Source organism: Auraticoccus monumenti (assembly GCF_900101785.1).
Lineage (GTDB): Bacteria > Actinomycetota > Actinomycetes > Propionibacteriales > Propionibacteriaceae > Auraticoccus > Auraticoccus monumenti.
In genome coordinates this window covers 75,930-96,949 of sequence record NZ_LT629688.1, presented here as the reverse complement: position 1 = coordinate 96,949, position 21,020 = coordinate 75,930, and the positions used below count along the sequence as shown (strand labels likewise).

The following is a 21,020-nucleotide window of genomic DNA, read 5'->3' as shown; positions in this document are numbered from 1 at the left end:
CCCGGACCGGCCGTCGCTGAGTGAGGGTCGCCTTACCTGGGCGTCGACGCCGGGTGGGGCAGCAGCCCGTCGGCGGCCTCGCAGTGCCGGACCAGCTCCGCGTAGGCGGCTTCGCCCATCAGCTCCACCAGCTCCAGACGCGAACTGCGGTAGACCGGTTCGGCACCGACGTGGGCGTCGCTGTTGGAGGTGCAGTACCAGTCCAGCTGGTGCCCGCCCGCTCCCCAGCCCTCCCGGACGTACTCCCCGAGGGTGATCTCGAGGTACTCGCTGTCGTCGGTGCGGGTGACCTGGCGGTACCGGCGCCGCAGCGGCAGCTGCCAGCAGACGTCCGGCTTGGTCTGGGTGACCGGGGTGCCGGTGGTCAGCGACAGCAGGTGCAGGGCGCACCCGGCGCCGGCGGGGAAGCCGGGCCGGTTGAGGAAGACGCAGGCCCCGTCGACGGTGCTGGTGGTGCGGTCCCCGTCCTCGTCGGTGCGGGACCACGGGGTGCCGTGGTGCTGCCACTGCTCGGGGGTGAGGCGGGCCACGTGCCCGCCCACCCGGTCCTCGTCGTCGGCGTCGCTGAAGTGGGCCCCGAGGGTGCAGCAGCCGTCGTCGGGCCGGTCGGCGTAGATGCCGGGGCAGCCGCCGGTCGGGGTGCCCCCGGCGGTGGACCCGAACAGGCACTGCCACCGCGAGGTGAGCCAGGTCAGGTCGCAGCGGTACACCTGGTCGGCGTCGGCGGGGTCGGTGAACTCCACCCACGCGCGGGGGAAGGGGAGCAGGACCTCGGGCACCGGACCAGCCTAGTGAGGCCCTCGGTCCTGCGGCGGCTGCTTCGCCGACGCAGCCCGCGCGGACTTCCGCGCCGACCAGAACGCCAGCCCCACGATCAGGGCCAGGCTGACCCACAGCGCGTACTCGTCGACCAGCAGCACCACGTCCACCGCGTGCTGGCCCAGGCCGTAGCCCAGGCCGGCGACCAGCCCGACCATCAGCGAGGCGCCGAGGGCGTCGAAGAGCAGGAACGTGCTCAGCCGCATCCGGTGCAGACCCGCGACGGCGAAGACCAGCGCCGACGGGACGCCCGGGAGCGACGCGGCGGCCGTGGCCAGCCGGACCACCCACGGGTTGGCCCCACGGAGCCGGGTGACCAGCCGGCGGGCCTGCTCGCTGGGGGCGAAGAGGGACACGATCCGGCCTCCCCAGCGCCGCCCGGCCAGCCAGAAGAGCCAGTCGAGCTTGATGGTGCCGACCACACCGGCGACCACCACGAGCCACAGCGGCACCTCGCCGATGCGCGCGAAGGCCGCTCCGGCGCCGACCGCGGACAGGCTGCCGGTGACGAACTCGAGCAGGACGGGGTGCGAGGCCAGCAGGAACGGCCGCACCGGGATGGTGGCGATCATCAGCGCCAGCCCGCCGAGGACCGCCCCGACCAGCAGCTTGTCCCCGCGGGTGGCCCGACCCTCCCAGGGAACCAGGTCCCGCATCGACGCCGGGGCCTTCGGCTCCTCCGGTGAGGGGTTCGGGGCGGAGGTCTCGGTGTGCGGGTCCATGGCTCCATCGTGGTCCACCGGAGGGGGAGTCCGGACCGGACGGCGTCACCGCTTCCGGTGGAACCCTCACGGCCTCCCCGTGACAGGAGTCACGACGGCCCGGATCGGCTACCGTCGGCTCGTGCTCGCCCTGCTCTCCCCGGCCAAGACGCTCGACTTCGAGACCCGGCCCGCGACCCGCAAGCGCTCCGAGCCGCGGCTGCTCGACGAGGCCGAGGCGCTGGTCGCCGTGATGCGGAGCCGGTCGCCGGAGGAGGTGGCCGAGCTGATGGACCTGTCGGACGACCTGGCCCGGCTCAACGTCGAGCGCTACGCCGAGTTCTCGGCGCCGCATACCTGGCGCAACGCCCGACCCGCGGTGCTGGCCTTCGCCGGCGACGTTTACCAGGGTCTCGCCGCGCCGACCCGCTTCGACGAGCGCGACTTCACCGAGGCCCAGAAGACGGTGCGGATCCTGTCCGGCCTGTACGGCGTGCTCCGCCCGCTGGACCTGGTGCAGCCCTACCGGCTGGAGATGGGCGTCCGGCTGCGGACCGAGCGCGGCACGTCCCTCTACGACTGGTGGGGCGACCGGGTCACCCGGTTGCTCGCCGAGGACCTCGAGGCCTCGCCCGGCGCCCCGGTCGTGGTCGACCTGGCCTCCCAGGAGTACGCCCGGGTGGTGCGCCCCGACGTCCTGGGCGCCCGAGTGGTGACGCCCCGCTTCGAGGACGCCGACGCCTCCGGGAAGCACCGGGTCGTCTCCTTCTTCGCCAAGCGGGCCCGCGGCATGATGGCCGGCTGGATGGTGCAGCACCGGGTCCGCACCGCCGCCGCGCTCAAGAACTTCGACGAGGGCGGCTACCGCTGGAGCCGGGAGCGCTCCACCCCCGACGAGCCCGTCTTCCTCCGCGACCCCCGGGGCTGAGCGCCCACCCCGGCTCACGCGTGCGGGGACGTCGTCGGGCGCCACTAGGTTGTCCGCCATGAGGCTGGGAGTGCTCGACGTCGGGTCCAACACCGTGCACCTGCTGGTGGTGGACGCCCGGGCCGGTGGCGCGCCCGTCCCGGCCAGCTCGCACTCCACCGAGCTGCGGCTGGCTGAGCTCCTCGACGGCGACGCGCTCAGCGAGGACGGCACCGCGACGCTGGTGGAGACCGTCCGGGAGGCCCAGCAGACCGCGGAGCGCACCGGCTGCTCGCGGCTGCTGCCCTTCGTCACCAGCGCGCTGCGCGACGCGGAGAACTGCGACGAGGTGATCGAGCGGGTCGAGCGGGAGACCGGCGTCGCGCTGCGGGTGCTGTCGGGGGAGGACGAGTCGCGCTGGACCTTCCTGGCCGTCCGGCGCTGGCTGGGGTGGTCGGCGGGCAGCCTGGCCGTGCTCGACATCGGCGGCGGGTCGCTGGAGCTGGCGGCCGGCCGCGACGAGGACCCCGACGTGGCCTTCTCGGTCCCGGTCGGGGCCGGACGGATGTCGCGCCGCTTCGGACCCAAGCACCTGGCCGAGATGCGCACCCACGTCCGCGCCGAGATCGGCGGGGTGATCGGGGACCTGCTCCGCGCCGGTCCCTTCGAGCGCGCGGTGGGGACGTCGAAGACCTTCCGCTCGCTGGCCCGGATCGCCGGGGCGGCCCCGCGCTCCGACGGGCCCTACGTGCACCGGTCGCTGCGCCGGGACGACGTCTCGGAGTGGGTGGGCCGGCTGGCGGAGATGAAGGCCGACCAGCGTGCCGAGCTGCCGGGTGTCTCGGCCGGGCGGGCCCGGCAGATCCTGGCCGGCGCGGTGGTGGCCGAGGCCGCGATGGAGCTCGCCGGGTTCGACGAGATCGACATCTGCCCGTGGGCCCTGCGCGAGGGCGTCATCCTCAACTACCTCGACCACCTCAACGGCGACTGACCGCGGCGCCCCGGCCGGCCCTCCGGGGCCTGAGTAGGTCGCACGTCCGCTGGCGAATACGATCGCCCGGTGAACGCCCCCGCCCAGCCGACCCGCCGCCCCTGCGTGGCCCTGTCCACGTCCTCGGCCTACCCGGAGTCCACGGCCAGCGGCTTCGAGCTGGCCGGACGGCTCGGCTACGACGCGGTCGAGGTGATGGTGGGGATCGACCCGGTCGCCTCCGACGTCGACGCGGTGCAGAAGCTCCGCGACTTCCACCAGGTGCCGGTGGTCTCGGTGCACGCCCCGACCCTGCTGGTCACCCAGCGCACCTGGGGCTCCGACGCCTGGGAGAAGCTGGAGCGCTCCGCCCGGGCGGCCGCCCAGCTCGGCGCCGACGTGGTCGTGGTGCACCCGCCGTTCCGCTGGCAGCGCAGCTACGCCTCCCAGTTCGAGGCCGGCATCCGCCGGCTCAACGAGGAGACCGGCGTGCTGTTCTGCGTGGAGAACATGTACCCCTGGCGCACCCCCCGTGGTGGGGAGTTCAAGGCCTACATGCCCGGCTGGGACCCCACCGAGCTGGACTACGAGCACCTGACCCTCGACCTCAGCCACGCCTCCACCGCCCGGGTGCAGTCCCTGGACCTGGCGAAGGCGTGGGGGGACCGGTTGCGCCACGTGCACCTGACCGACGGCAGCGGCTCGTTCAAGGACGAGCACCTCAAGCCCGGCTACGGCGACCAGCGGGCCGCCGAGCTGCTGGAGCACCTGCGGACCACCGGCTACCAGGGCCACGTCGTGCTCGAGGTCAACTCCCGCTCCTCGGGGAGCCGGGCCCAGCGCGAGCTCGACCTGGCCGAGTCCCTCGCCTTCACCCGGGTCCACCTGGGTCAGTCCTGACACGAGAGAAGAGGACGCGATGCTGCGCAGGTTGCTGCTCAAGGCGGCGGGGAACGAGCGGATCAAGGACGCCGCCCTGGCGGTGCCGCTGACCCGTGGGGTGGTCGCGCGCTTCGTGGCCGGGGAGACCACCGAGGACGCCCTGGACACCTGCCGCCTGCTGAGCGCCGAGGGCCTCCTGGTCACCGTCGACCACCTGGGCGAGGACACCACCGACCGGGGCCACGCCGAGCAGGTGACCGCGGCCTACCTGGAGCTGCTGGCCGCGATCCGGGCCGAGGGGCTCGGCCCCTCGGTGGAGGTCTCGGTCAAGCTCAGCGCCATCGGGCAGCTCCTTCCCGGGGACGGGGAGACCGTCGCCCTGGAGAAGGCCCGTAGCATCTCCGCCGCCGCCCGCAACGCCGGCACCACCGTCACCGTCGACATGGAGGACCACACCACCACCGACTCGACGCTGTCGATCGTGGAGGAGCTCCGCAAGGACTTCCCCTCGACCGGGGCGGTGCTGCAGTCCTACCTGCGCCGGACCGAGGCCGACTGCGAGCGGCTGGCCGGCTCCGGCTCGCGGATCCGGCTGTGCAAGGGGGCCTACGCCGAGCCCGACGAGGTGGCCTTCTCCGGTGCCGACATCGACCTCGCCTACGTCCGCTGCCTCAAGGTCCTGATGCAGGGGCAGGGGTACCCGATGGTCGCGACCCACGACCCCCGTCTGGTCGCCATCGCCCTGGACCTGGCCTCCCGCAACCACCGGGCGCCGGACTCCTGGGAGCTGCAGATGCTGCACGGGATCCGCCCCGACGAGCAGCGCCGGCTGGTGGCCGCCGGGCACCAGGTGCGGGTGTACCTGCCCTACGGCACCGACTGGTACGGCTACCTGGTGCGCCGGATGGCGGAGAAGCCGTCCAACCTGGCGCTGTTCCTCAAGGGCCTCACCAGCCGGGGGTGAGCCGGACGCCGAGCGTGCCGGCGAGGCCGTCGACGTCGTCGACCACCGTGTCCGCGCCGGCCGCGGTCAGCTCGGCGCGCTCTCCCGCCCCCCAGGTGACCGCCACGGCCGTCATCCCCGCCGCCTTCGCCGCCATCACGTCCACGGTGGCGTCCCCGACGTAGACGCACTCCCCGGGCTCGACGCCGAGCCGGGAGGCGGCCAGCAGCAGGGGCTGCGGGTGCGGCTTGTGGTGCTCGGTGTCACCCTGGCCGACCACGTCGGGCAGCCGCTGGTCCAGACCCAGGGCGGTGAGTCCCAGCCGCACGGTCTCGGTGACCTTCGACGAGACCACCATCGTCCGCGCCCCGGCCGCGGCCAGACCGTCCAGCAGCTCCACCATCCCGGGCACCGGGCGGATGAGGGTGTCGTGGTGGGTCCGGTTCCAGTCGCGGTAGGCCTCGATCATGGCCTCGGCGTGCTCGGGGTGGCGCTCCTGCAGCACCCCGAGCAGGGGACGTCCGATCCACGAGCGCGCCTCGGTGTCGTCCACCTCCAGCCCGGCCACGGAGGACAGGGCGTGGCGGTAGGAGGCGACGATCAGGGCGATGGTGTCCCCGAGGGTCCCGTCGAAGTCGAACAGCACCACCGGCCACCTCAGGGCGGTGGGGTGCCCGGTGCTTCTCACGCGCCGGCGGCCGGGGGAGCGGTCGGGTCCCCGCCCTCGTCGTGGTGCTCACGGGCGACCCAGTCCTCCAGGGCGTCGACGCCGGCGGCGCGGGTGGCCACGGCCAGCAGGGTGCTCATCGAGGCGACCTCCTCCACCTGCTCCTTGATGAACCACTGCATGAACTGCTCGGCGGCGAGGTCGTCCTCCTCGCGGGCGGTCCGGGTCAGCGCGTGGATCTGCTCGGTGACCCGCTTCTCCTGCTCCAGCGCCAGGGCCACCGGCTCCACGACGTCGGCGAAGCGGGTCTGCGGGACGGCCACCCCGGAGAGCTCGACGCGGGCGCCGGTGTCGAGCAGGAACCGGACCATCATCATGGCGTGGCTGCGCTCCTCCATGGCCTGGGCGTAGAAGAAGCCGGCCATCTGCGGCATGGTCAGCGCGTCGTAGTGGACGGCGCAGGCGAGGTACTGCTGGTGGGCGGAGAACTCGTGGCCGATCTGCTCGTTGAGCAGGGTGACGAAACGGGGTGCGGTCATGGCCCCGAACCTAGTGAGGACGTCACCGCCACCACCACTGAGACAAGGCTCGCCGAAGGTGGCGTCGGACAGCCTCACCTACCCCTCCCGAGGGCTCACCAGCAGCCGGCGACCACCTGGACCCGGTCGTCGAGGTGCACCACCACCCAGTCGTCGGCGGCGGTGGCGCTCGGCTCCACGCCCACGGCGTCCAGCAGGGCGGTGACCGTCGTCGCGTCCGGGCCGGGGGCCAGCGCGGCCAGCTCGTCGGCCACGTCGGCCGTGGTCGCGAAGGGGACGATGTCGAAGCCGGTCAGGTCCGAGGTGCCGTGCAGGTCGACCTGCTCGTAGTCGGCGGTCGTGCAGCTGGTCATCTCCTCACCCGCCTGCTCGCAGCGGTAGCCGCGGGTCTCCAGCAGCGCCACCGCGCCGGCCAGCGGACCGAGCGCCCTCGGCTCGGAGTAGCGGGCCTCCCCGCTCCAGCTGTACCCCTCGAGCAGCAGCGACCGGTCCTCGGAGGCGGTGGCGTACAGGTCGCCCCAGTCCGTCTCGGTCCAGATCTCCTCCCCGGGGTACCTGAGCGCCTCCTCGACGCCCGTCGTGAGCTCCCCGGCCTCGTCCGTACCCAGCCCGAGCCCGGCGCGGAGACCCCCGAGCACCACGTCGCGGCTGGAGAAGGGCCCCGCCGAGAGGTCCAGGTCGATCCACAGGCCGAGCACGGAGCCCTCGGGGGAGGCCTGCCAGCTGACGTGGGCCCACCGGCTCGGGTGCAGCGCGTAGCAGGAACGCACCTGCGGGTCGGCGACCTCCAGCACGCAGGTCAGCCCGGCGTCCTCCAGGCCGTCGAGCAGCCGGTCCGAGGAGGAGGGGTCGTCGGTGAGCATCGAGGGCCCAGCCAGCTCCTGCTGCTCCAGCGAGAGCAGGTCGCCGGTCAGCCGGTACGCGGTGGTGCCCAGACCGGCCACCACCAGGACCACCGCGGCGACCCCGAGGGCGATCAGGGCGAGGGCGCGCCGGGAGGTCCGCGCCGACGCCGGCCGGGCCGAGGAGACGGTCGGGCCGCTGGGCCGCGGCGGCGCGGGTGGGGGTACGGACACGCAAGGAGTATCGGTCCGCCGGGGGCGGGTGCGCCAGCACCTGGCCCGCAGCCCGTCCTGGTCCTCGCCGGCGCGTGACCGGGGGACCGGGTCGGGGCTGCGTGGTAGAACCTCGGCATGGCGGATCAGGTGGCGGGTGCGGCGGTCGGACCCGGCGTCGGGATGGGGGGCCGGCCGCGCTGGGGGCTGGAGGTGCTGGTGGTGCTGGCCCTCTCGCTCGGGCAGTCGGCGGTGTACTCGGTGCTCAGCATCATCGAGAAGCTGACCCGGGAGACCCCGCTCAACCAGCAGACCACCACCATGAACAGCTCGGCCACCCCGGACCGGCCCTGGCTCGACCTGGCCTACCAGCTGGCCGGCAGCCTGTTCCTGGTCGCCCCGGTGGCGCTGGTGCTGTTCCTGCTGTGGCTGCGTCCGGGCCGCGCGGGCGGGTGGGCCGCGATGGGTCTGGACCGGCGCCACCCCGGTCGCGACGTCCTGGCCGGGCTCGGGCTGGCCGCCGCGATCGGCGTCCCGGGCCTGGGGTTCTACCTGCTGGCCCGTGAGCTGGGGCTGAACACCTCGGTGGCGCCGGCGAACCTGACCGACGTCTGGTGGGCGGTCCCGGTGCTGGTGCTGGCCGCGGTGGCCAACGGGGTGCTGGAGGAGGTGGTGATCGTCGGCTACCTCTTCACCCGGCTCCGGGACCTGGGCTGGTCGTGGCTGGTGGTGCTGCTCACCTCCGCCCTGGTCCGGGGCAGCTACCACCTCTACCAGGGCTTCGGGGGCTTCGCCGGCAACGTGCTGATGGGCCTCCTGCTCGGTCTGGTCTACCTGCGCTGGCGCCGGGTCTGGCCGCTGGTGGTGGCCCACTCCCTGCTCGACGTGGGTGCCTTCGTCGGCTACACCCTGGTGGCCCCGCACGTCACCTGGCTCTGAGCGGCGGCGTGGTGCGCCAGGTGCTCGCGGACGTCGCGGGCCGGGCGGCCCAGGACCTGCTGGACGCCGTCGGCGGGGCGGGAGCTGCGGCCGTCGAAGAGCTCCCCGAAGAGGGTGCCGAGCAGCTGCACCACCTCCTCGGGCAGCCCGGCCGCCCGCCAGCCGTCCACGGCCTCCGCCATCCCCAGCTCGACCCAGCGGACCTCCCGGCCGGAGGTGCGGGAGAGCTCCGCGGCCAGCTCCCCGAAGGTGAGCGAGCGGGGCCCGGTGACCTGGTAGGTGCGGCCCCGGTGGGCCTCGTCCAGCAGCGCCGCCACCGCCACCTCGGCGACGTCGTCGACGTCGACGAAGGGCTCGGGCACCTCGCCGACCGGCAGGGCGAGGACGCCGTCGGCCACCATCGGGGCGAAGTCGCCCTCGGTCACGTTCTGCAGGAACCAGGCCGCCTCCAGCACGGTGACGGGGATGCCGGCCGCCCGCGCCGCCTCCACCGCGCGGGCGGCTCCGGGCTCGTTGCGTCCGGACAGCAGCACGAGCTGCTCCAGCCCGGCCTCGCGGGCGTCGGCGGCCAGACGTCCCAGGGCCCCGGCCGCGGCCGGGACGAGGAGGTCGGGGCTGTAGGTCACGTAGGCCGAGCGGGTGCCGGCCAGGGCGTCGGGCCAGCCGCTGGGGTCGTCCCAGTCGAAGGGCGTCCCGCTGCGGCGCGAGGCGGCGCGGACCGGGACGCCGGCGGAGCGGAGCCTCTCGGCCACGCGGCGGCCGGTCTTGCCGGTGGCACCGACGACGAGGACGGGAGCGGTCGGATCGGGTGCGTGCAGGTCGGGTGAGGAGCTCGTCATGGCTCCAGGCAACCAGCCACCCGCTGGACGCTCCATCGTCCAGACGGCTCGAACCATTCGCCGACGTCTCATCGCGCTAGTGTCGCTGCGTGGACGCGGTGACGGGACTGCTCTCGGCGCAGCGGGCGGAGGGTGCCTTCGTGCTGCGCTCCCTCCTGGTGCCGCCCTGGTCGGTGCGGGTCGAGGACGACTCCCCGCTGACGCTGGTGGTGCTGACCCGGGGCACCGGGTGGCTCACCCCGGACGGACGGCCCCCGCAGCGGCTGGAGCAGGGGGACGCCCTGCTGGTCCGCGGCGGACGGGGCTACGAGCTGGCCGACGAGGTGACGACGCCTCCGCAGGCGGTGATCGGACCGGGTCAGGTCTGCCGCAAGCCCGACGGCAGCCCGCTCTCGGACTTCCGCGACCTCGGTGTCCGCAGCTGGGGGAACGCCCGCCTGGACGCGGCACCGGGCACGGTGCTGCTGACCGGGAGCTACCCCGACACCACCCAGGTCTCCCGTCACCTGGTCGCGCACCTGCCGGAGGTCGTGGTGGTCCGCGACCGCGAGGCCGGCCCCACCGTCCGCAGCCTGGTCGACCTGCTGGCCGGGGAGACCGCCGGGGACCAGGCGGGTCAGGGGGCGGTGCTGGACCGGCTGGTGGACGTCCTCACGGTCGCGCTGCTGCGGGCCTGGTTCGCCCGCGACGAGGCCCAGCCGCCGCCCTGGTACGCCGCCCACGACGACCCGGTGGTCGGTCCCGCGCTGCGTCTGCTCCACCACGAGCCGGAGCGGCCGTGGACGGTGGCGCGGCTGGCCGCCGAGGGTGGTGTCTCCCGCGCCACCTTCGCCCGGCGGTTCACCGAGCTCGTCGGTGAGCCGCCGATGGCCTACCTGACCCGCTGGCGGCTCGACCTGGCCGCCGACGTGCTGCGGGACGGCGACGCCACCGTGGCCGCGGTGGCCCGCCGCGCCGGGTACGGCAGCCCGTACTCCTTCAGCACCGCCTTCACCCGCCAGCACGGCGTGCCGCCGTCGGTGTTCCGGCGGGGCGGCTCAGCCGGCGGTGAGCGCCTCCACGCCCCGCAGCGGGACCAGGCCCTCGGCGAGGGCGGCCATCGCCGGGTCGACGGTGACCAGCGCGTCGGCCTGCAGCCGGGTGACGGCCAGGTACTCCGCCTCGTGCAGGGTGTCCCAGCCGTGCTCCCGGGCGATCCGCCAGGCGGTCCGGCGTGAGACCCGGTCGCCCAGCAACCGCATCCGCAGCTCGGTCAGGCGGTCGTGCTGCTGGAGGGCCTCGCGCTCGGTGAGCTCACCCCGGCCCACGGCGGCCAGCAGCAGCGCCAGGGCCTGGGTGCGGATCGCGTTCGGGGCCACCAGCTGGTGCCCGGCGTGGACCGTGAGCGGGGTGCCGACGACGTGCAGCAGCGTCGGGGCGTCGATCACGAACCGGGCCATGCGGTGACTGTACGACGCGCCGGGCGGCTCGGCCGGGCGTCCCGCACGGGGGACGCCCGGCCCCGCTCAGACCCCGGCCGGGACCGTGGTCGCCAGCCGCCTGCGGACGATCCCCGCGGCCTCGACCAGCACCCGCAGCGACGGCTCGACCTCGGCGTAGCCGCGGGTCTTCAGCCCGCAGTCGGGGTTGACCCACAGCCGCTCCGCCGGGACCCCACCCCGCAGCGCCAGCTCCAGGGACTCCACCACCTCCTCCACGGTGGGCACCCGCGGGGAGTGGATGTCCCAGACCCCCGGGCCGACCCCGTGCGGGTAGTCGGCGCGGACCAGGTCGTCCACCACCTCCATCCGCGAGCGGGCCGCCTCCAGGCTGATCACGTCGGCGTCCATCGCGATGATGGCGTCCAGGATCTCCCCGAACTCGGCGTAGCACATGTGGGTGTGCACCTGGGTGTCCTCGCCCACCCCGGCCGTGGTCAGGGCGAAGGCCCGGACGGCCCAGGCCAGGTAGCCCGGGCGTTCGGCCCGGCGCAGCGGCAGGGTCTCCCGCAGCGCCGGCTCGTCGACCTGGATCACCGCGATCCCGGCCCGCTCCAGGTCCAGCACCTCCTCGCGCAGGGCCAGCGCCACCTGCGCGGCGGTGTCGGCGGCCGGGAGGTCGTCGCGCCCGAAGGACCAGGCGAGCATGGTCACCGGACCGGTCAGCATCCCCTTCACCGGCTGCTCCGAGCGCTGCTGGGCCCAGCTGCTCCAGCCCACCGTCATCGGCGCCGGACGCTCCACGTCGCCCACCACGATCGGTGGACGGACGTAGCGCGAGCCGTAGGACTGGACCCAGCCGTCCTCGGTGGTCAGGAACCCGTCGAGCTGCTCGGCGAAGTACTGGACCATGTCGTTGCGCTCGGGCTCGCCGTGCACGAGGACGTCGAGACCCAGCTCGGTCTGCAGCGTCAGCACCCGGTCCACCTCGGCCCGCATGGCGGTGTCGTAGGCGGTCTCGTCGAGCTCCCCGCGGCGCAGGGCCGCCCGGGCCCGGCGGAGCTCGTCGGTCTGCGGGAAGGAGCCGATGGTGGTGGTGGGCAGCAGCGGCAGGCCCAGCCGCTCCTGCTGGCGACGTCGGCGGCCCTCGGCCGTGCCCGCACGTCGCGTGTCGGCCCCACCCACCGCCGTCACCCGGTCCCGCACCGCGGGCCGCACCACAAGCGGGGACGCCTGTCGGCTGGCCCGGGCCGCGGCGACCTCGGCCAGCGGTCCGGCGACCGCCTCCGGACCGTGCTCGGCGCCGGTGGCCAGCACCACCACCTCGTCCAGCTTCTGCCGGGCGAAGGCCAGCCAGGAGGCCACCTCGGGGTCGATGGAGGTCTCGGTGGTCAGGTCCAGCGGCAGGTGCAGCAGGGAGCACGAGGTGGCGACGTCGAGGGACCCCACCAGCGGCCGCAGCCCGGCCAGGACGTCCAGGGCGGGCTGCAGGTCGGTGCGCCAGACGCTGCGCCCGTCCACCACCCCGGCCAGCAGCCGCTTGCCGGCCAGGTCCGGACCGGCGGCGTGCAGGGCCGTCAGGGTGGCGCCGCGGGTGTCGGCGCCGGGTGCGGTGGACAGGTCGACGGCCAGGCCCTCGACGGGCAGCGCGGCCAGCACCGGTGCCGCCTCGCCCAGCGGGCCGAAGTAGCTGGCCACCAGCAGCCGCGGGCGCGTCGGGACGGCGGCGAGGGCGGTGTAGGTCCGGGTCAGCGCGTCCAGCACCTCGACCGGCTGGTCCAGCACCAGCACCGGCTCGTCCAGCTGCACCCAGGTCGCCCCGGCCGCGGCCAGCGCGCCCAGGAGCTCGGCGTAGACCGGCACCAGGGCGTCCAGCAGGGTCAGCGGGTCGAAGTCCGAGCCGGGCTCGTCGGCCTTGGCCAGGGAGAGGTAGGTCAGCGGTCCGACCACCACCGGGCGCGGGTCCAGCCCCAGCGCGCGGGCCTCGGCCACCTGAGCGAGCAGGTCGGCGGCGTGGAGGGTGAAGGTGGTCCCCGGGCCGATCTCCGGGACCAGGTAGTGGTAGTTGGTGTCGAACCACTTGGTCATCTCCAGCGGCGGCTGGTCGGTGGTGCCGCGGGCGAGGGCGAAGACGGTGGCCAGCCGGTCCGCGGGGCTCCCGCCGGTGGGCAGCTCGTCGAACCGGGCCGGGGCCGCCCCGAGCAGCAGGGTCGTGTCCAGCACGTGGTCGTAGTAGGAGAAGTCCCCGACGGGGACCTCGCTCAGGCCGGCGTCGGCCATGTCCTGCCAGCGCTCCCGCCGGAGGTCGGCGCCGGTGGCCAGCAGCTCGTCCGCGCCGGTGCGGCCCTTCCAGTGGCTCTCCACCGCCTTCTTCAGCCGGCGGCCGCGGCCCTGCCGGGGGTAGCCCAGCACGGTGGCCCCGACGGGCGTCGTGGCTCTGGTCGGGCTGGGTGTGGTCGTCTCGTGCGTGTTCATGGGTGGTGCGCTCTCCTTCGCGAGTCACCGGGGACCACGGCGGGAGGGCAGCACCGGACGCCACCGGGCACGAGAGCGCGCGGTGGTGGACGGCGTCGACCTTCCTCCGAGGTCTGGCCAGCTGCGCGGCGGTCGCCGGGCAGATCGGTGGCAGGTCTTCGGACTCGTGGGCAGGGACGCGTGAGGTCCACCTACTGGCCGTCGCTTCCCGGGCGAGGCCGATCTCGGCTCGGGCCCAGTGCTCGATGACGGCGGTCGTTCCCAGATACCGCTGCGGGGCAGTCCCGGACTCGCACCGGGTTCCCTCTTGCCCCCGCCGTCCGCAGGACGGACGACGGGACCATCGACGCGGTCACTGTAGGCACGTCGCCGACGGTGCGGTGGCCGTCTCAGCGCACGACCGCGCGGGCGGATCAGCCCCGCGTGGTGCCCTCGTCCCAGCCGCGGCGGACCGAGGCCGCGGCCCGGGCGGGGTCGTCCCCGGCCGCCAGGCACAGGTCGAGGACGACGGCGGGCGCCTGGACGTCGAGCTCGGCGCGGGGGAGCACCCCGCCGATCACCAGCAGCACCAGCCCGTGCCCGGACGCCCAGAGGCGGGTGGCCAGCGCCGCGGGGTCGCGGTCGGCCGCGAACCGGCCGGCGTCACGGGCCCGCCCGGCGGCGTCGACCAGCAGCTCGAGCCCCCGGCCGGCTGCGGCGGGGTCCTCGAGGTCGGCGGCCGCGTCGAACATCGCCCGGTAGAGCGTGGGGTGCTCCAGCGCATGGGCCGTGTAGGCCGCCGAGAGGGCGGCGAGGTCGCGCACCGGGTCGTCGCCGGCGCTCACCCCCGCCAGCCGGGCGCCCAGCCGGGTGAAGCCCTCCTGGCGCACCGCCCGCCACAGCCCCGGCATGCCGCCGAAGTGGGTGTACACCGCCATCGTCGAGGCCCCGGTGCCGGCGACCAGACCCCGGAGCGAGACCGGCTCCCGGCGGGCGAGGAGGTCGGCGGCCCGCTCCACCAGCAGGGTGCGGACGGCGGTGTCAGCGAGGCGGGGCACTTGCCCCACGTTACATGACGCTGCTATACATCAGTCAGGCCATAGCGTTGCTATGGAACCCGACCAAGGAGTCCTCCCGTGCCTGTGATGCTGATCGACCCGCCCGAGCTGCCCGTCTCGCCCTTCTACCGCCAGGTCGCGGTGGCCTCGGGGTCCCGCACCGTCTACCTCGCCGGCCAGGTGGCCCGGACCGCCGACGGCAGCCCCGTCGGCCCGGGCGACCTCGCCGCCCAGGTGGCCCAGGCGTACCGCAACGTCGGCGCCGCCCTGGCCGCCGCCGGTGCGACGTTCGCCGACGTCGCCAAGCTGACCGTCTACGTCGTGGGCTGGAGCCCGGACATGCTGCCCGCCCTCGGTGAGGGTGTGAGCCGGGTGGCGGCTGAGCTCGGCGGCGACGTCTCCCGCCCGATCACCCTGCTGGGGGTGGCGTCCCTGGGTGAGCCGGACCTGCTGGTGGAGGTGGAGGCCGTCGCCGTGCTGCCGTGACCGGCGAGACGGTGGCGTCCGGTGCGGCGGTGTCGGCCTAGGGTGTGCTCATGCGCGTAGGAGTCTTCGGAGCGACGGGCCAGGTCGGCGGCGTGATGCGCACGCTGCTCGCCGAGCGCGGCTTCGACACCAGTGAGATCCGGTTCTTCGCCTCGGCCCGGTCGGCCGGCACCAGGCTGCCCTGGAAGGGCGGCGAGGTGGTGGTGGAGGACACCGCCACCGCCGACCTCGGCGGTCTCGACATCGCCCTCTTCTCCAACGGCAAGACCTCCTCGCTGGAGTTCGCGCCGAAGGTGGCCGCCGAGGGCGCGGTCGTGATCGACAACTCCTCCGCCTGGCGGATGGACCCCGAGGTGCCGCTGGTGGTCTCCGAGGTCAACGGCGAGGACATCGCCCGGACCCCCAAGGGCATCATCGCCAACCCCAACTGCACCACCATGGCCGCGATGCCGGTGCTCAAGCCGCTGCACGACGCGGCCGGGCTGCGCCGTCTGGTGGTCACCACCTACCAGGCCGTCTCCGGCTCCGGCGGCGCCGGGGTCAGCGAGCTGGCCGAGCAGGTCGCCGCCGCCGGCGACGCCACCGGACTGGCCTTCCGCGGCGACGCGGTGGTCATGCCCGGCCCGCAGAAGTACGTGAAGAACATCGCCTACAACGTCGTGCCGCTGGCCGGGTCCCTGGTCGCCGACGGGAGCGGCGAGACCGACGAGGAGCAGAAGCTCCGCAACGAGTCCCGCAAGATCCTGCACGCCCCGGACCTGCTGGTGGCCGGCACCTGCGTGCGGGTCCCCGTCTACACCGGGCACTCGCTGGCGGTGCACGCCGAGTTCGAGCGCGACCTCAGCCCCGAGCAGGCCACCGAGATCCTGGCCACCGCGGCCGGGGTGCAGCTGGTGGACGTCCCCACGCCGCTGGACGCCGCCGGGGCCGACCCCTCGCTGGTGGGCCGCATCCGCGCCGACCGGTCCGCACCCGCGGGCAGGGGTCTGGTGCTGTTCATCAGCAACGACAACCTGCGCAAGGGCGCGGCCCTCAACGCCGTGCAGATCGCCGAGCTGGTGGCCGAGCGGCTGGCCGCCGGCGCCACGGCGCACCGCTCCTCGGTGACGGCTGGGGTGCGGTGACCCAGCGTCGCCTGGCCCTGCTGGGGGCCGGGGTGATGGGGGAGACCCTGCTGGCCGGTCTGCTGCGAGCCGGGTGGTCCGGCTCGGACGTGGTGGTCACCGACCGGCGCCCCGAGCGCTGCGACGAGCTGGTGGAGCGCTACGGCGTCACCGCGACCGGCAACGTCGAGGCCGTCCAGGGTGCGGAGACGGTCGTGGTGGTGGTGAAGCCCCAGGACCTGGACGAGCTGCTGGCCGAGATCGGCCCCGAGCTGGCCGACGGCGTGCTGCTGGTCTCGCTCTGCGCCGGCGTCACCACCGCCAGCATCGAGTCCCGCGTCGGCCCCGGCGTCGCCGTGGTGCGGGTGATGCCCAACACCCCCGCGCAGGTGTCCCAGGGGATGGCCGCCATCTCCGCCGGGGCCCACGCCGGTCCCGACGACCTGGTCCGGGTGGAGACGATGCTGGCCGCCACCGGCCGCGTGCTCAGCGTCCCGGAGAAGTACCAGGACGCCGTCACCGCGATCTCCGGGTCCGGGCCGGCCTACCTGTTCTACGTGGTCGAGTCCATGATCGAGGCCGGGGTCCAGCTGGGGCTGCCGCGCGACATCTCCACCGAGCTCGTGGTGCAGACCATGCTCGGCTCGGCCACCCTGCTCAGCCAGACCGGCGGGCACCCCACCGAGCTGCGCGAGATGGTGACCTCGCCCGGGGGCACCACCGCCGCCGCCGTGCGGACCCTGGAGCAGCACGGCGTCCGGGCCGCCTTCATGGCCGCCATCGAGTCCGCCCGGGACCGCTCACGTCTGCTGTCGGGGAGCTGAGCGTGCGGGCGAGGCTGGTCCACGGCGAGGCGCTGACGCGCTACGACTTCGGCACCAGCCACCCGATGGGTCCCGGCCGCGTCCGGTACGCCATCACCCTGGCCGAGGCGCTCGGGGTGCTGGAGCAGCTGGAGGTGGTCGACCCCGACCCCACCGTCGAGGAGCTCGTCACCCTGGTGCACGACGCCGACTACGTGCAGGCCGTCCGCGAGCAGCGCCCCGACCGCGGGTACGGCATCGGCACCACGGACAACCCGGTGGCCGAGGGCATGCACGAGGTGGCGGCACAGGTCTGCACCGCCACGGTCCAGGCGGCGCGCGCGGTGTGGTCCGGGGAGGTGCGGGCGGCGGCGAACATCAGCGGCGGGCTGCACCACGCGATGCCCGCGGCCACCAGCGGCTTCTGCGTGTACAACGACGCCGCGGTCGCGATCCGCTGGCTGCAGCAGCAGGGGGCGGCCCGGGTCGCCTACGTCGACCTCGACGCGCACCACGGGGACGGCGTCCAGGAGATCTTCTACGACGACCCCTCGGTGCTCACGGTCAGCCTGCACGAGTCCCCGGCCTACCTGTTCCCCGGCACCGGCTACCCGACCGAGACCGGGGTGGGGGCGGCCCGGGGCACCGCCGTCAACGTCGCGCTGCCCCCGCACACCGGCGACCAGGGCTGGCTGCGCGCCTTCGACGCCGTGGTGCCGCCGGTGCTGGCCGCCTTCGAGCCCGACATCGTGGTCAGCCAGCACGGCTGCGACTCCCACCGGACCGACCCGCTGACCGACCTGGAGCTCAGCATCGACGGCATGGCGCTGTCCTACCGGCTGGTGGGGGAGCTGGCCGAGCGGCACACCGAGGGCCGCTGGATCGCCCTGGGCGGCGGCGGGTACTCCCCGCTGCACGGGGTGGCCCGGGCCTGGACCCACCTGCTCGCCGTGCTCTCCGGCCAGCCGGTGCCCACCAGCACCGCCATCCCGGAGCGGTGGCGCGAGCCGTTCGGCGACCTGGCCCCGGAGACGATGGGCGACCACGTCGACCCCTCCTTCACGCCCTACTCCGACGGCATGGACCCGGAGTCCCCGGTCGACCAGGCCATCCAGGCCACCCGGCGTGCGGTGTTCCCCGACCTGGGTCTGGACCCCGAGCCCTACTGAGCCACCCGGCGGGGACCGGTCAGGACGCGGTGTCGTCCCGGAGGCCCTCGACCAGCCGGCGGAGTGTCGCCCGGGCGGTCTCGAGCTCGGCCACCCCCACCCCCGTCGCGGACAGCATCCGCCGGCGCTCCTGCGCGGACTCCGCGAACAGCCGGGTCAGCAGGTCGCGGCCGTCGTCGGTCACCCCGACCAGCGGGGCCCTGCGGTCGGTCGGGTTCGGCACCGCGTCCAGGTGGCCGGTGGCCAGCAGGTCATTGACCACGCGCTGGACGCTCTGCCGCGCCAGCCCCAGCCGGCGGGCCGCGGCGGCGACGGTCAGCCGCTCCTCCGAGAGCACGCTCAGCACGTGCCAGCGGGCGGCGGTGTGCCCGTGGGTGCGGGCCGTCGCCTCGCTGCGGGTCCGGGACAGGCCGGCCAGCTCGTAGACGTCGGCGACCAGCAGACGGTAGGCCTCCACCTCTGGTGACATGACAGCATCCTGTCATACAGTGGTTCGACAGCATCCTGTCAATGAGAGGACGACCATGATCCTGCGTCTGTGGAGCGGGTGGACCACCCCCGGTGGGGCCGCCGACTACGACGAGCTGCTGGACCGGGAGGTGGCCCCGCAGATCCTCCGGCGTGACCTCCCCGGCCTGGAGCGCTTCGAGGTCTGGCGCCGGGTCGAGGAGGAGGAGGGGGCTGAGCCGGAGTTCCTCACCGCGATGTGGTTCTCCGACGTGGCGTCGGTGCGCGCGTTCACCGGAGGTGACCCGCACGCCTCGGTCGTACCGCCCCGGGCCCGGGAGCGCCTGGCCCGGTTCGACACCCGCTCGCGGCACTACGAGCTTCGCCGCCGTCACCGCTGAGGACCCACGATTCGCGCCAGGGTGCCGGGGACGAGTAGGATCCGAGAGTTTCCCGACGGCTGGACAATCAGAAGAGGTACGTGTTCGTGGGATCTGTGATCAAGAAGCGTCGCAAGCGGATGGCGAAGAAGAAGCACCGCAAGCTGCTGAAGCGCACGCGCATCCAGCGTCGTCGCGCCGGCAAGTGAGCTGACGCGCCGCTGACCGCACGCCGCCCTCCGGGGTGGTGTCAGGCCCCGTCCACCTGGGCGGGGCCTCAGTCGTGCCCGCGTCCGCGTGCCCGTCCCGTGGCAGGACCCCCTAGGGTCGACGCATGACTCGTGTCGTCCTGGTCACCGGGGTCTCGGACGACTTCGCCGCCCGGTGCGCCCGCGCGCTGGCCGCGCTGGAGGACACCACCGTGGTCGGCGTCGACCTCGTCCCCCCGCGCCGGCCGCTGGAGGGCGTCACCTTCGTCCGCGCGGACGTCCGCTCACCGGTGATGGCCTCCCTGATCGCCGGGCGTGACGTCGACACCGTGGTCCACCTGGCCCACGTGGCCGCCGACCGCCGCCGGGTGTCGATGAAGGAGCTCAACGTCATCGGCACCATGCAGCTGCTGGCGGCCTGCCAGCGGGCTCCCGGCTTCCGCCGGCTGGTGCTGCCCAGCACGGTGCTGGTCTACGGGTCCTCCTACCGGGACCCGGCGGTGCTCACCGAGGAGCACAGCCTCCGGGCCGGGTCGCGGACGTCCTTCGCCCAGGACTGCATCGAGATCGAGTCCTACGCCCGCGCCCTGGCCCAGCGCCGCGACGACGTGGACGTCACGATCCTGCGCAACGCCGAGCTGATGGGGGCCGGCGTCCGCTCCGACCTGACCCGCTACCTCACCGGCCGGGTGGTGCCACGGGTCGGTGGCTTCGACGCCCGGCTCCAGTTCCTGCACCCCGCCGACGGCGCCCGGGCGGTCACCACCGCGGTCCAGCGGCCGGTGGACCCGGGGAACCGGGTCTCGGTCTACAACGTGGCCGCGCCCGACGTCCTGGTGCTGTCCCAGCTGCTCGGCTGGCTGGGACGCCCGGCGCTGCCGCTGCCCAGGACGGTGGCCGTGGCCCTGCAGCGCACGGCGGGCCGGACCGGGCTGGCGATGCCCGGTGACCTGGACGGGGTCACGTGGGGCAGGGTGGTGTCGGTGCGCCGCGCGAGCGAGGAGCTCGGCTTCGAGGCGCACTGGACCAGCAGGCACGCCGCCGAGGAGTTCGTCGCACTGACCCGCCCGGGAGTGCTGCGCCGGGTGCTCGGCGAGATCGGGGAGGAGGACCGTGGCTGACGCCGACGAGCCGCAGGACGCCCGCGAGGCGCCGGAGGACGTCACCGGGCCGCCCGGTGGGGAGCCCCGCGCCGACCCGCTGGACCGCGAGCCCGTCGAGCTCGCCGCGGTGCTGGGGGAGCTGCTGCAGTCCGCCGGCGCGGTGCTGGCCCAGCTCCAGCAGGTCTCGCCGGAGACCGTCCGGGCCGCCGTCGCCGACCCGCTGGCGACCGTGGTCGCCCTGGCCGCGGAGCTCGGGGTGGACTTCTCCGGAGGCGTGGAGGACGTCATCGCCTACAGCCGCAGCCGGCTGACCGGGGACTTCGCCGTCGACGAGTTCGGCTTCGACCCCGAGTTCACCGAGCGGATCGTGCTGCCGGCGCTGCGGCCCCTGGTGCGCTCCTGGTTCCGGGCCGAGATCAGCGGGCTGGAGTCGATCCCCACCGACGGGCCGGCGCTGCTGGTCTCCAACCACGCCGGGACGCTGCCGCTGGACGGGCTGGTGCTGCACTCGCTGATCCACGACGAGACCGGCCGCCACACCCGGATGCTGGGCGCGGACCTGATCTTCGCCACCCCCTACTCCCACGACCTGGCCCGGCGGATCGGCGTCACCTACGCCTGCCAGGAGGACGCGCTGCGGCTGCTGGAGGCCGGGCAGCTGGTGACCGTCTTCCCCGAGGGGTTCAAGGGGCTCGGCAAGCCGTACTCCGAGCGGTACCGGCTGCAGCGCTTCGGCCGCGGCGGCTTCGTGGCCACCGCGATCGAGGCCGGGGTGCCGATCGTGCCGGTCTCGGTGGTGGGCTCGGAGGAGATCTACCCGCTGCTCTCCGGGGCGCCGGGGCTGGCCCGGGCCGTCGGGCTGCCCTACCTGCCGATCACCCCGCTGTTCCCGTGGTTCGGTCTGCTGGGGGCGGTGCCGCTGCCCAGCAAGTGGACGATCCGGGTCGGGGAGCCGATCGCCACCGACGAGCTGGACCCCCGCGCGGCCACGGACCCGATGACCGTCTTCGAGCTCACCAACCAGGTCCGCGAGACGATCCAGGACACCCTGTACTCGATGCTCGAGGAGCGCCGCAGCCCGTTCTTCTGAGCCGTCCCCGAGGACCCGCAGCGGGCGGGTGGGGGTGTG

At 74.3% G+C, this 21,020-nt stretch carries 23 protein-coding genes and 1 riboswitch; of the genes, 14 read left to right on the top strand and 9 right to left on the bottom strand.

Annotated features, from left to right (window positions below; all coding sequences use genetic code 11):
• Window positions 1-32 precede the first annotated feature (32 nt).
• Both BLT52_RS00445 and BLT52_RS00440 read right to left on the bottom strand, forming a co-directional pair.
• Window positions 33-779 (bottom strand): hypothetical protein, encoded by a 747-nt coding sequence (locus BLT52_RS00445; RefSeq protein ID WP_090589573.1) that lies wholly within the window; start codon window positions 777-779, stop codon window positions 33-35.
• A 9-nt stretch (window positions 780-788) separates the two neighbouring features.
• Window positions 789-1,541, bottom strand: a complete 753-nt coding sequence (locus tag BLT52_RS00440; RefSeq protein ID WP_090589571.1) for a DedA family protein — start codon at window positions 1,539-1,541, stop codon at window positions 789-791.
• Window positions 1,542-1,662: 121 nt separating this feature from the next.
• Here BLT52_RS00440 and yaaA point away from each other — a divergent pair, with 121 nt between their 5' ends.
• The 4 genes from yaaA to BLT52_RS00420 all read left to right on the top strand — a co-directional run bounded on the left by yaaA (window position 1,663) and on the right by BLT52_RS00420 (window position 5,243).
• Window positions 1,663-2,448 (top strand): peroxide stress protein YaaA, encoded by a 786-nt coding sequence (gene yaaA / locus BLT52_RS00435; protein WP_090589568.1) that lies wholly within the window; start codon window positions 1,663-1,665, stop codon window positions 2,446-2,448.
• 58 nt (window positions 2,449-2,506) lie between these two features.
• A complete protein-coding gene (locus tag BLT52_RS00430) occupies window positions 2,507-3,418 on the top strand; it encodes a Ppx/GppA phosphatase family protein (RefSeq protein ID WP_090589566.1) in 912 nt (303 codons plus the stop codon).
• A 69-nt stretch (window positions 3,419-3,487) separates the two neighbouring features.
• Window positions 3,488-4,297 (top strand): sugar phosphate isomerase/epimerase family protein, encoded by an 810-nt coding sequence (locus tag BLT52_RS00425; RefSeq protein WP_197679136.1) that lies wholly within the window; start codon window positions 3,488-3,490, stop codon window positions 4,295-4,297.
• A 19-nt stretch (window positions 4,298-4,316) separates the two neighbouring features.
• Complete coding sequence (locus BLT52_RS00420; protein WP_090589563.1) at window positions 4,317-5,243, top strand: proline dehydrogenase family protein; 927 nt, start codon at window positions 4,317-4,319, stop codon at window positions 5,241-5,243.
• On the opposite strand, the gene BLT52_RS00415 is transcribed toward BLT52_RS00420, so the two are convergent.
• The 3 genes from BLT52_RS00415 to BLT52_RS00405 all read right to left on the bottom strand — a co-directional run bounded on the left by BLT52_RS00415 (window position 5,227) and on the right by BLT52_RS00405 (window position 7,504).
• On the bottom strand, window positions 5,227-5,871 hold the full coding sequence (locus BLT52_RS00415) for an HAD family hydrolase (RefSeq protein ID WP_197679135.1): 645 nt from the start codon (window positions 5,869-5,871) through the stop codon (window positions 5,227-5,229). The two genes, BLT52_RS00420 and BLT52_RS00415, sit on opposite strands and share 17 nt — an antisense overlap.
• 35 nt (window positions 5,872-5,906) lie before the next feature.
• Window positions 5,907-6,428: a ferritin gene (locus tag BLT52_RS00410; protein ID WP_090589558.1), complete on the bottom strand. Its 522-nt coding sequence runs from the start codon at window positions 6,426-6,428 to the stop codon at window positions 5,907-5,909.
• Between the two features lie 95 nt (window positions 6,429-6,523).
• Complete coding sequence (locus BLT52_RS00405; protein WP_090589554.1) at window positions 6,524-7,504, bottom strand: hypothetical protein; 981 nt, start codon at window positions 7,502-7,504, stop codon at window positions 6,524-6,526.
• A 162-nt stretch (window positions 7,505-7,666) separates the two neighbouring features.
• On the opposite strand from BLT52_RS00405, the gene BLT52_RS00400 reads away from it, so the two are divergent.
• Window positions 7,667-8,422: a CPBP family intramembrane glutamic endopeptidase gene (locus BLT52_RS00400; protein WP_090596131.1), complete on the top strand. Its 756-nt coding sequence runs from the start codon at window positions 7,667-7,669 to the stop codon at window positions 8,420-8,422.
• Here BLT52_RS00400 and BLT52_RS00395 read toward each other — a convergent pair.
• Entirely contained in the window at window positions 8,386-9,261 is an 876-nt protein-coding gene (locus BLT52_RS00395; protein WP_090589552.1) for a Rossmann-fold NAD(P)-binding domain-containing protein, read from the bottom strand. The two genes, BLT52_RS00400 and BLT52_RS00395, sit on opposite strands and share 37 nt — an antisense overlap.
• Before the next feature lie 89 nt (window positions 9,262-9,350).
• On the opposite strand from BLT52_RS00395, the gene BLT52_RS00390 reads away from it, so the two are divergent.
• The gene (locus BLT52_RS00390) at window positions 9,351-10,478 is read left to right on the top strand and encodes an AraC family transcriptional regulator (RefSeq protein WP_157676892.1); all 1,128 of its coding nucleotides are present in this window, start codon (window positions 9,351-9,353) and stop codon (window positions 10,476-10,478) included.
• Between the two features lie 288 nt (window positions 10,479-10,766).
• Here the strand turns inward: BLT52_RS00390 and metE are convergent, their stop codons facing one another.
• Together metE and BLT52_RS00375 are read right to left on the bottom strand one after the other, a co-directional pair.
• Window positions 10,767-13,154 carry a 5-methyltetrahydropteroyltriglutamate--homocysteine S-methyltransferase gene (gene metE / locus BLT52_RS00380; protein ID WP_090589547.1) on the bottom strand — a complete coding sequence of 796 codons (2,388 nt, stop codon included), beginning with the start codon at window positions 13,152-13,154 and terminating at the stop codon, window positions 10,767-10,769.
• Between the two features lie 132 nt (window positions 13,155-13,286).
• Window positions 13,287-13,514: riboswitch (cobalamin riboswitch) on the bottom strand.
• A gap of 53 nt (window positions 13,515-13,567) precedes the next feature.
• Complete coding sequence (locus BLT52_RS00375) at window positions 13,568-14,191, bottom strand: TetR/AcrR family transcriptional regulator (RefSeq protein WP_090589545.1); 624 nt, start codon at window positions 14,189-14,191, stop codon at window positions 13,568-13,570.
• An 87-nt stretch (window positions 14,192-14,278) separates the two neighbouring features.
• Here BLT52_RS00375 and BLT52_RS00370 point away from each other — a divergent pair, with 87 nt between their 5' ends.
• From BLT52_RS00370 to BLT52_RS00355, 4 genes are read left to right on the top strand one after another with little or no spacing between them, the layout of a single operon-like run.
• A complete protein-coding gene (locus tag BLT52_RS00370; protein ID WP_231946686.1) occupies window positions 14,279-14,677 on the top strand; it encodes a RidA family protein in 399 nt (132 codons plus the stop codon).
• A 50-nt stretch (window positions 14,678-14,727) separates the two neighbouring features.
• Window positions 14,728-15,801, top strand: a complete 1,074-nt coding sequence (locus BLT52_RS00365) for an aspartate-semialdehyde dehydrogenase (RefSeq protein WP_090596130.1) — start codon at window positions 14,728-14,730, stop codon at window positions 15,799-15,801.
• A complete protein-coding gene (gene proC, locus BLT52_RS00360; protein ID WP_197679134.1) occupies window positions 15,798-16,604 on the top strand; it encodes a pyrroline-5-carboxylate reductase in 807 nt (268 codons plus the stop codon). The genes BLT52_RS00365 and proC overlap by 4 nt, the downstream gene beginning before the upstream one ends.
• Before the next feature lie 2 nt (window positions 16,605-16,606).
• Complete coding sequence (locus BLT52_RS00355) at window positions 16,607-17,752, top strand: acetoin utilization protein AcuC (protein ID WP_331712554.1); 1,146 nt, start codon at window positions 16,607-16,609, stop codon at window positions 17,750-17,752.
• 19 nt (window positions 17,753-17,771) lie between these two features.
• Here the strand turns inward: BLT52_RS00355 and BLT52_RS00350 are convergent, their stop codons facing one another.
• The gene (locus BLT52_RS00350; protein ID WP_090589541.1) at window positions 17,772-18,221 is read right to left on the bottom strand and encodes a MarR family winged helix-turn-helix transcriptional regulator; all 450 of its coding nucleotides are present in this window, start codon (window positions 18,219-18,221) and stop codon (window positions 17,772-17,774) included.
• A 55-nt stretch (window positions 18,222-18,276) separates the two neighbouring features.
• Here BLT52_RS00350 and BLT52_RS00345 point away from each other — a divergent pair, with 55 nt between their 5' ends.
• From BLT52_RS00345 to BLT52_RS00330, 4 genes are all read left to right on the top strand, one after another.
• Window positions 18,277-18,600, top strand: coding sequence for a hypothetical protein (locus tag BLT52_RS00345; RefSeq protein WP_090589540.1), 324 nt, complete (start codon window positions 18,277-18,279; stop codon window positions 18,598-18,600).
• 86 nt (window positions 18,601-18,686) lie between these two features.
• A complete protein-coding gene (locus BLT52_RS00340; protein WP_042842924.1) occupies window positions 18,687-18,788 on the top strand; it encodes a 30S ribosomal protein bS22 in 102 nt (33 codons plus the stop codon).
• A 125-nt stretch (window positions 18,789-18,913) separates the two neighbouring features.
• Window positions 18,914-19,909 (top strand): NAD-dependent epimerase/dehydratase family protein, encoded by a 996-nt coding sequence (locus BLT52_RS00335; RefSeq protein WP_090589537.1) that lies wholly within the window; start codon window positions 18,914-18,916, stop codon window positions 19,907-19,909.
• Window positions 19,902-20,981, top strand: coding sequence for a lysophospholipid acyltransferase family protein (locus BLT52_RS00330; RefSeq protein ID WP_231946429.1), 1,080 nt, complete (start codon window positions 19,902-19,904; stop codon window positions 20,979-20,981). Before BLT52_RS00335 ends, BLT52_RS00330 begins: the two co-directional genes overlap by 8 nt.
• The last annotated feature ends 39 nt before the right edge of the window (window positions 20,982-21,020 follow it).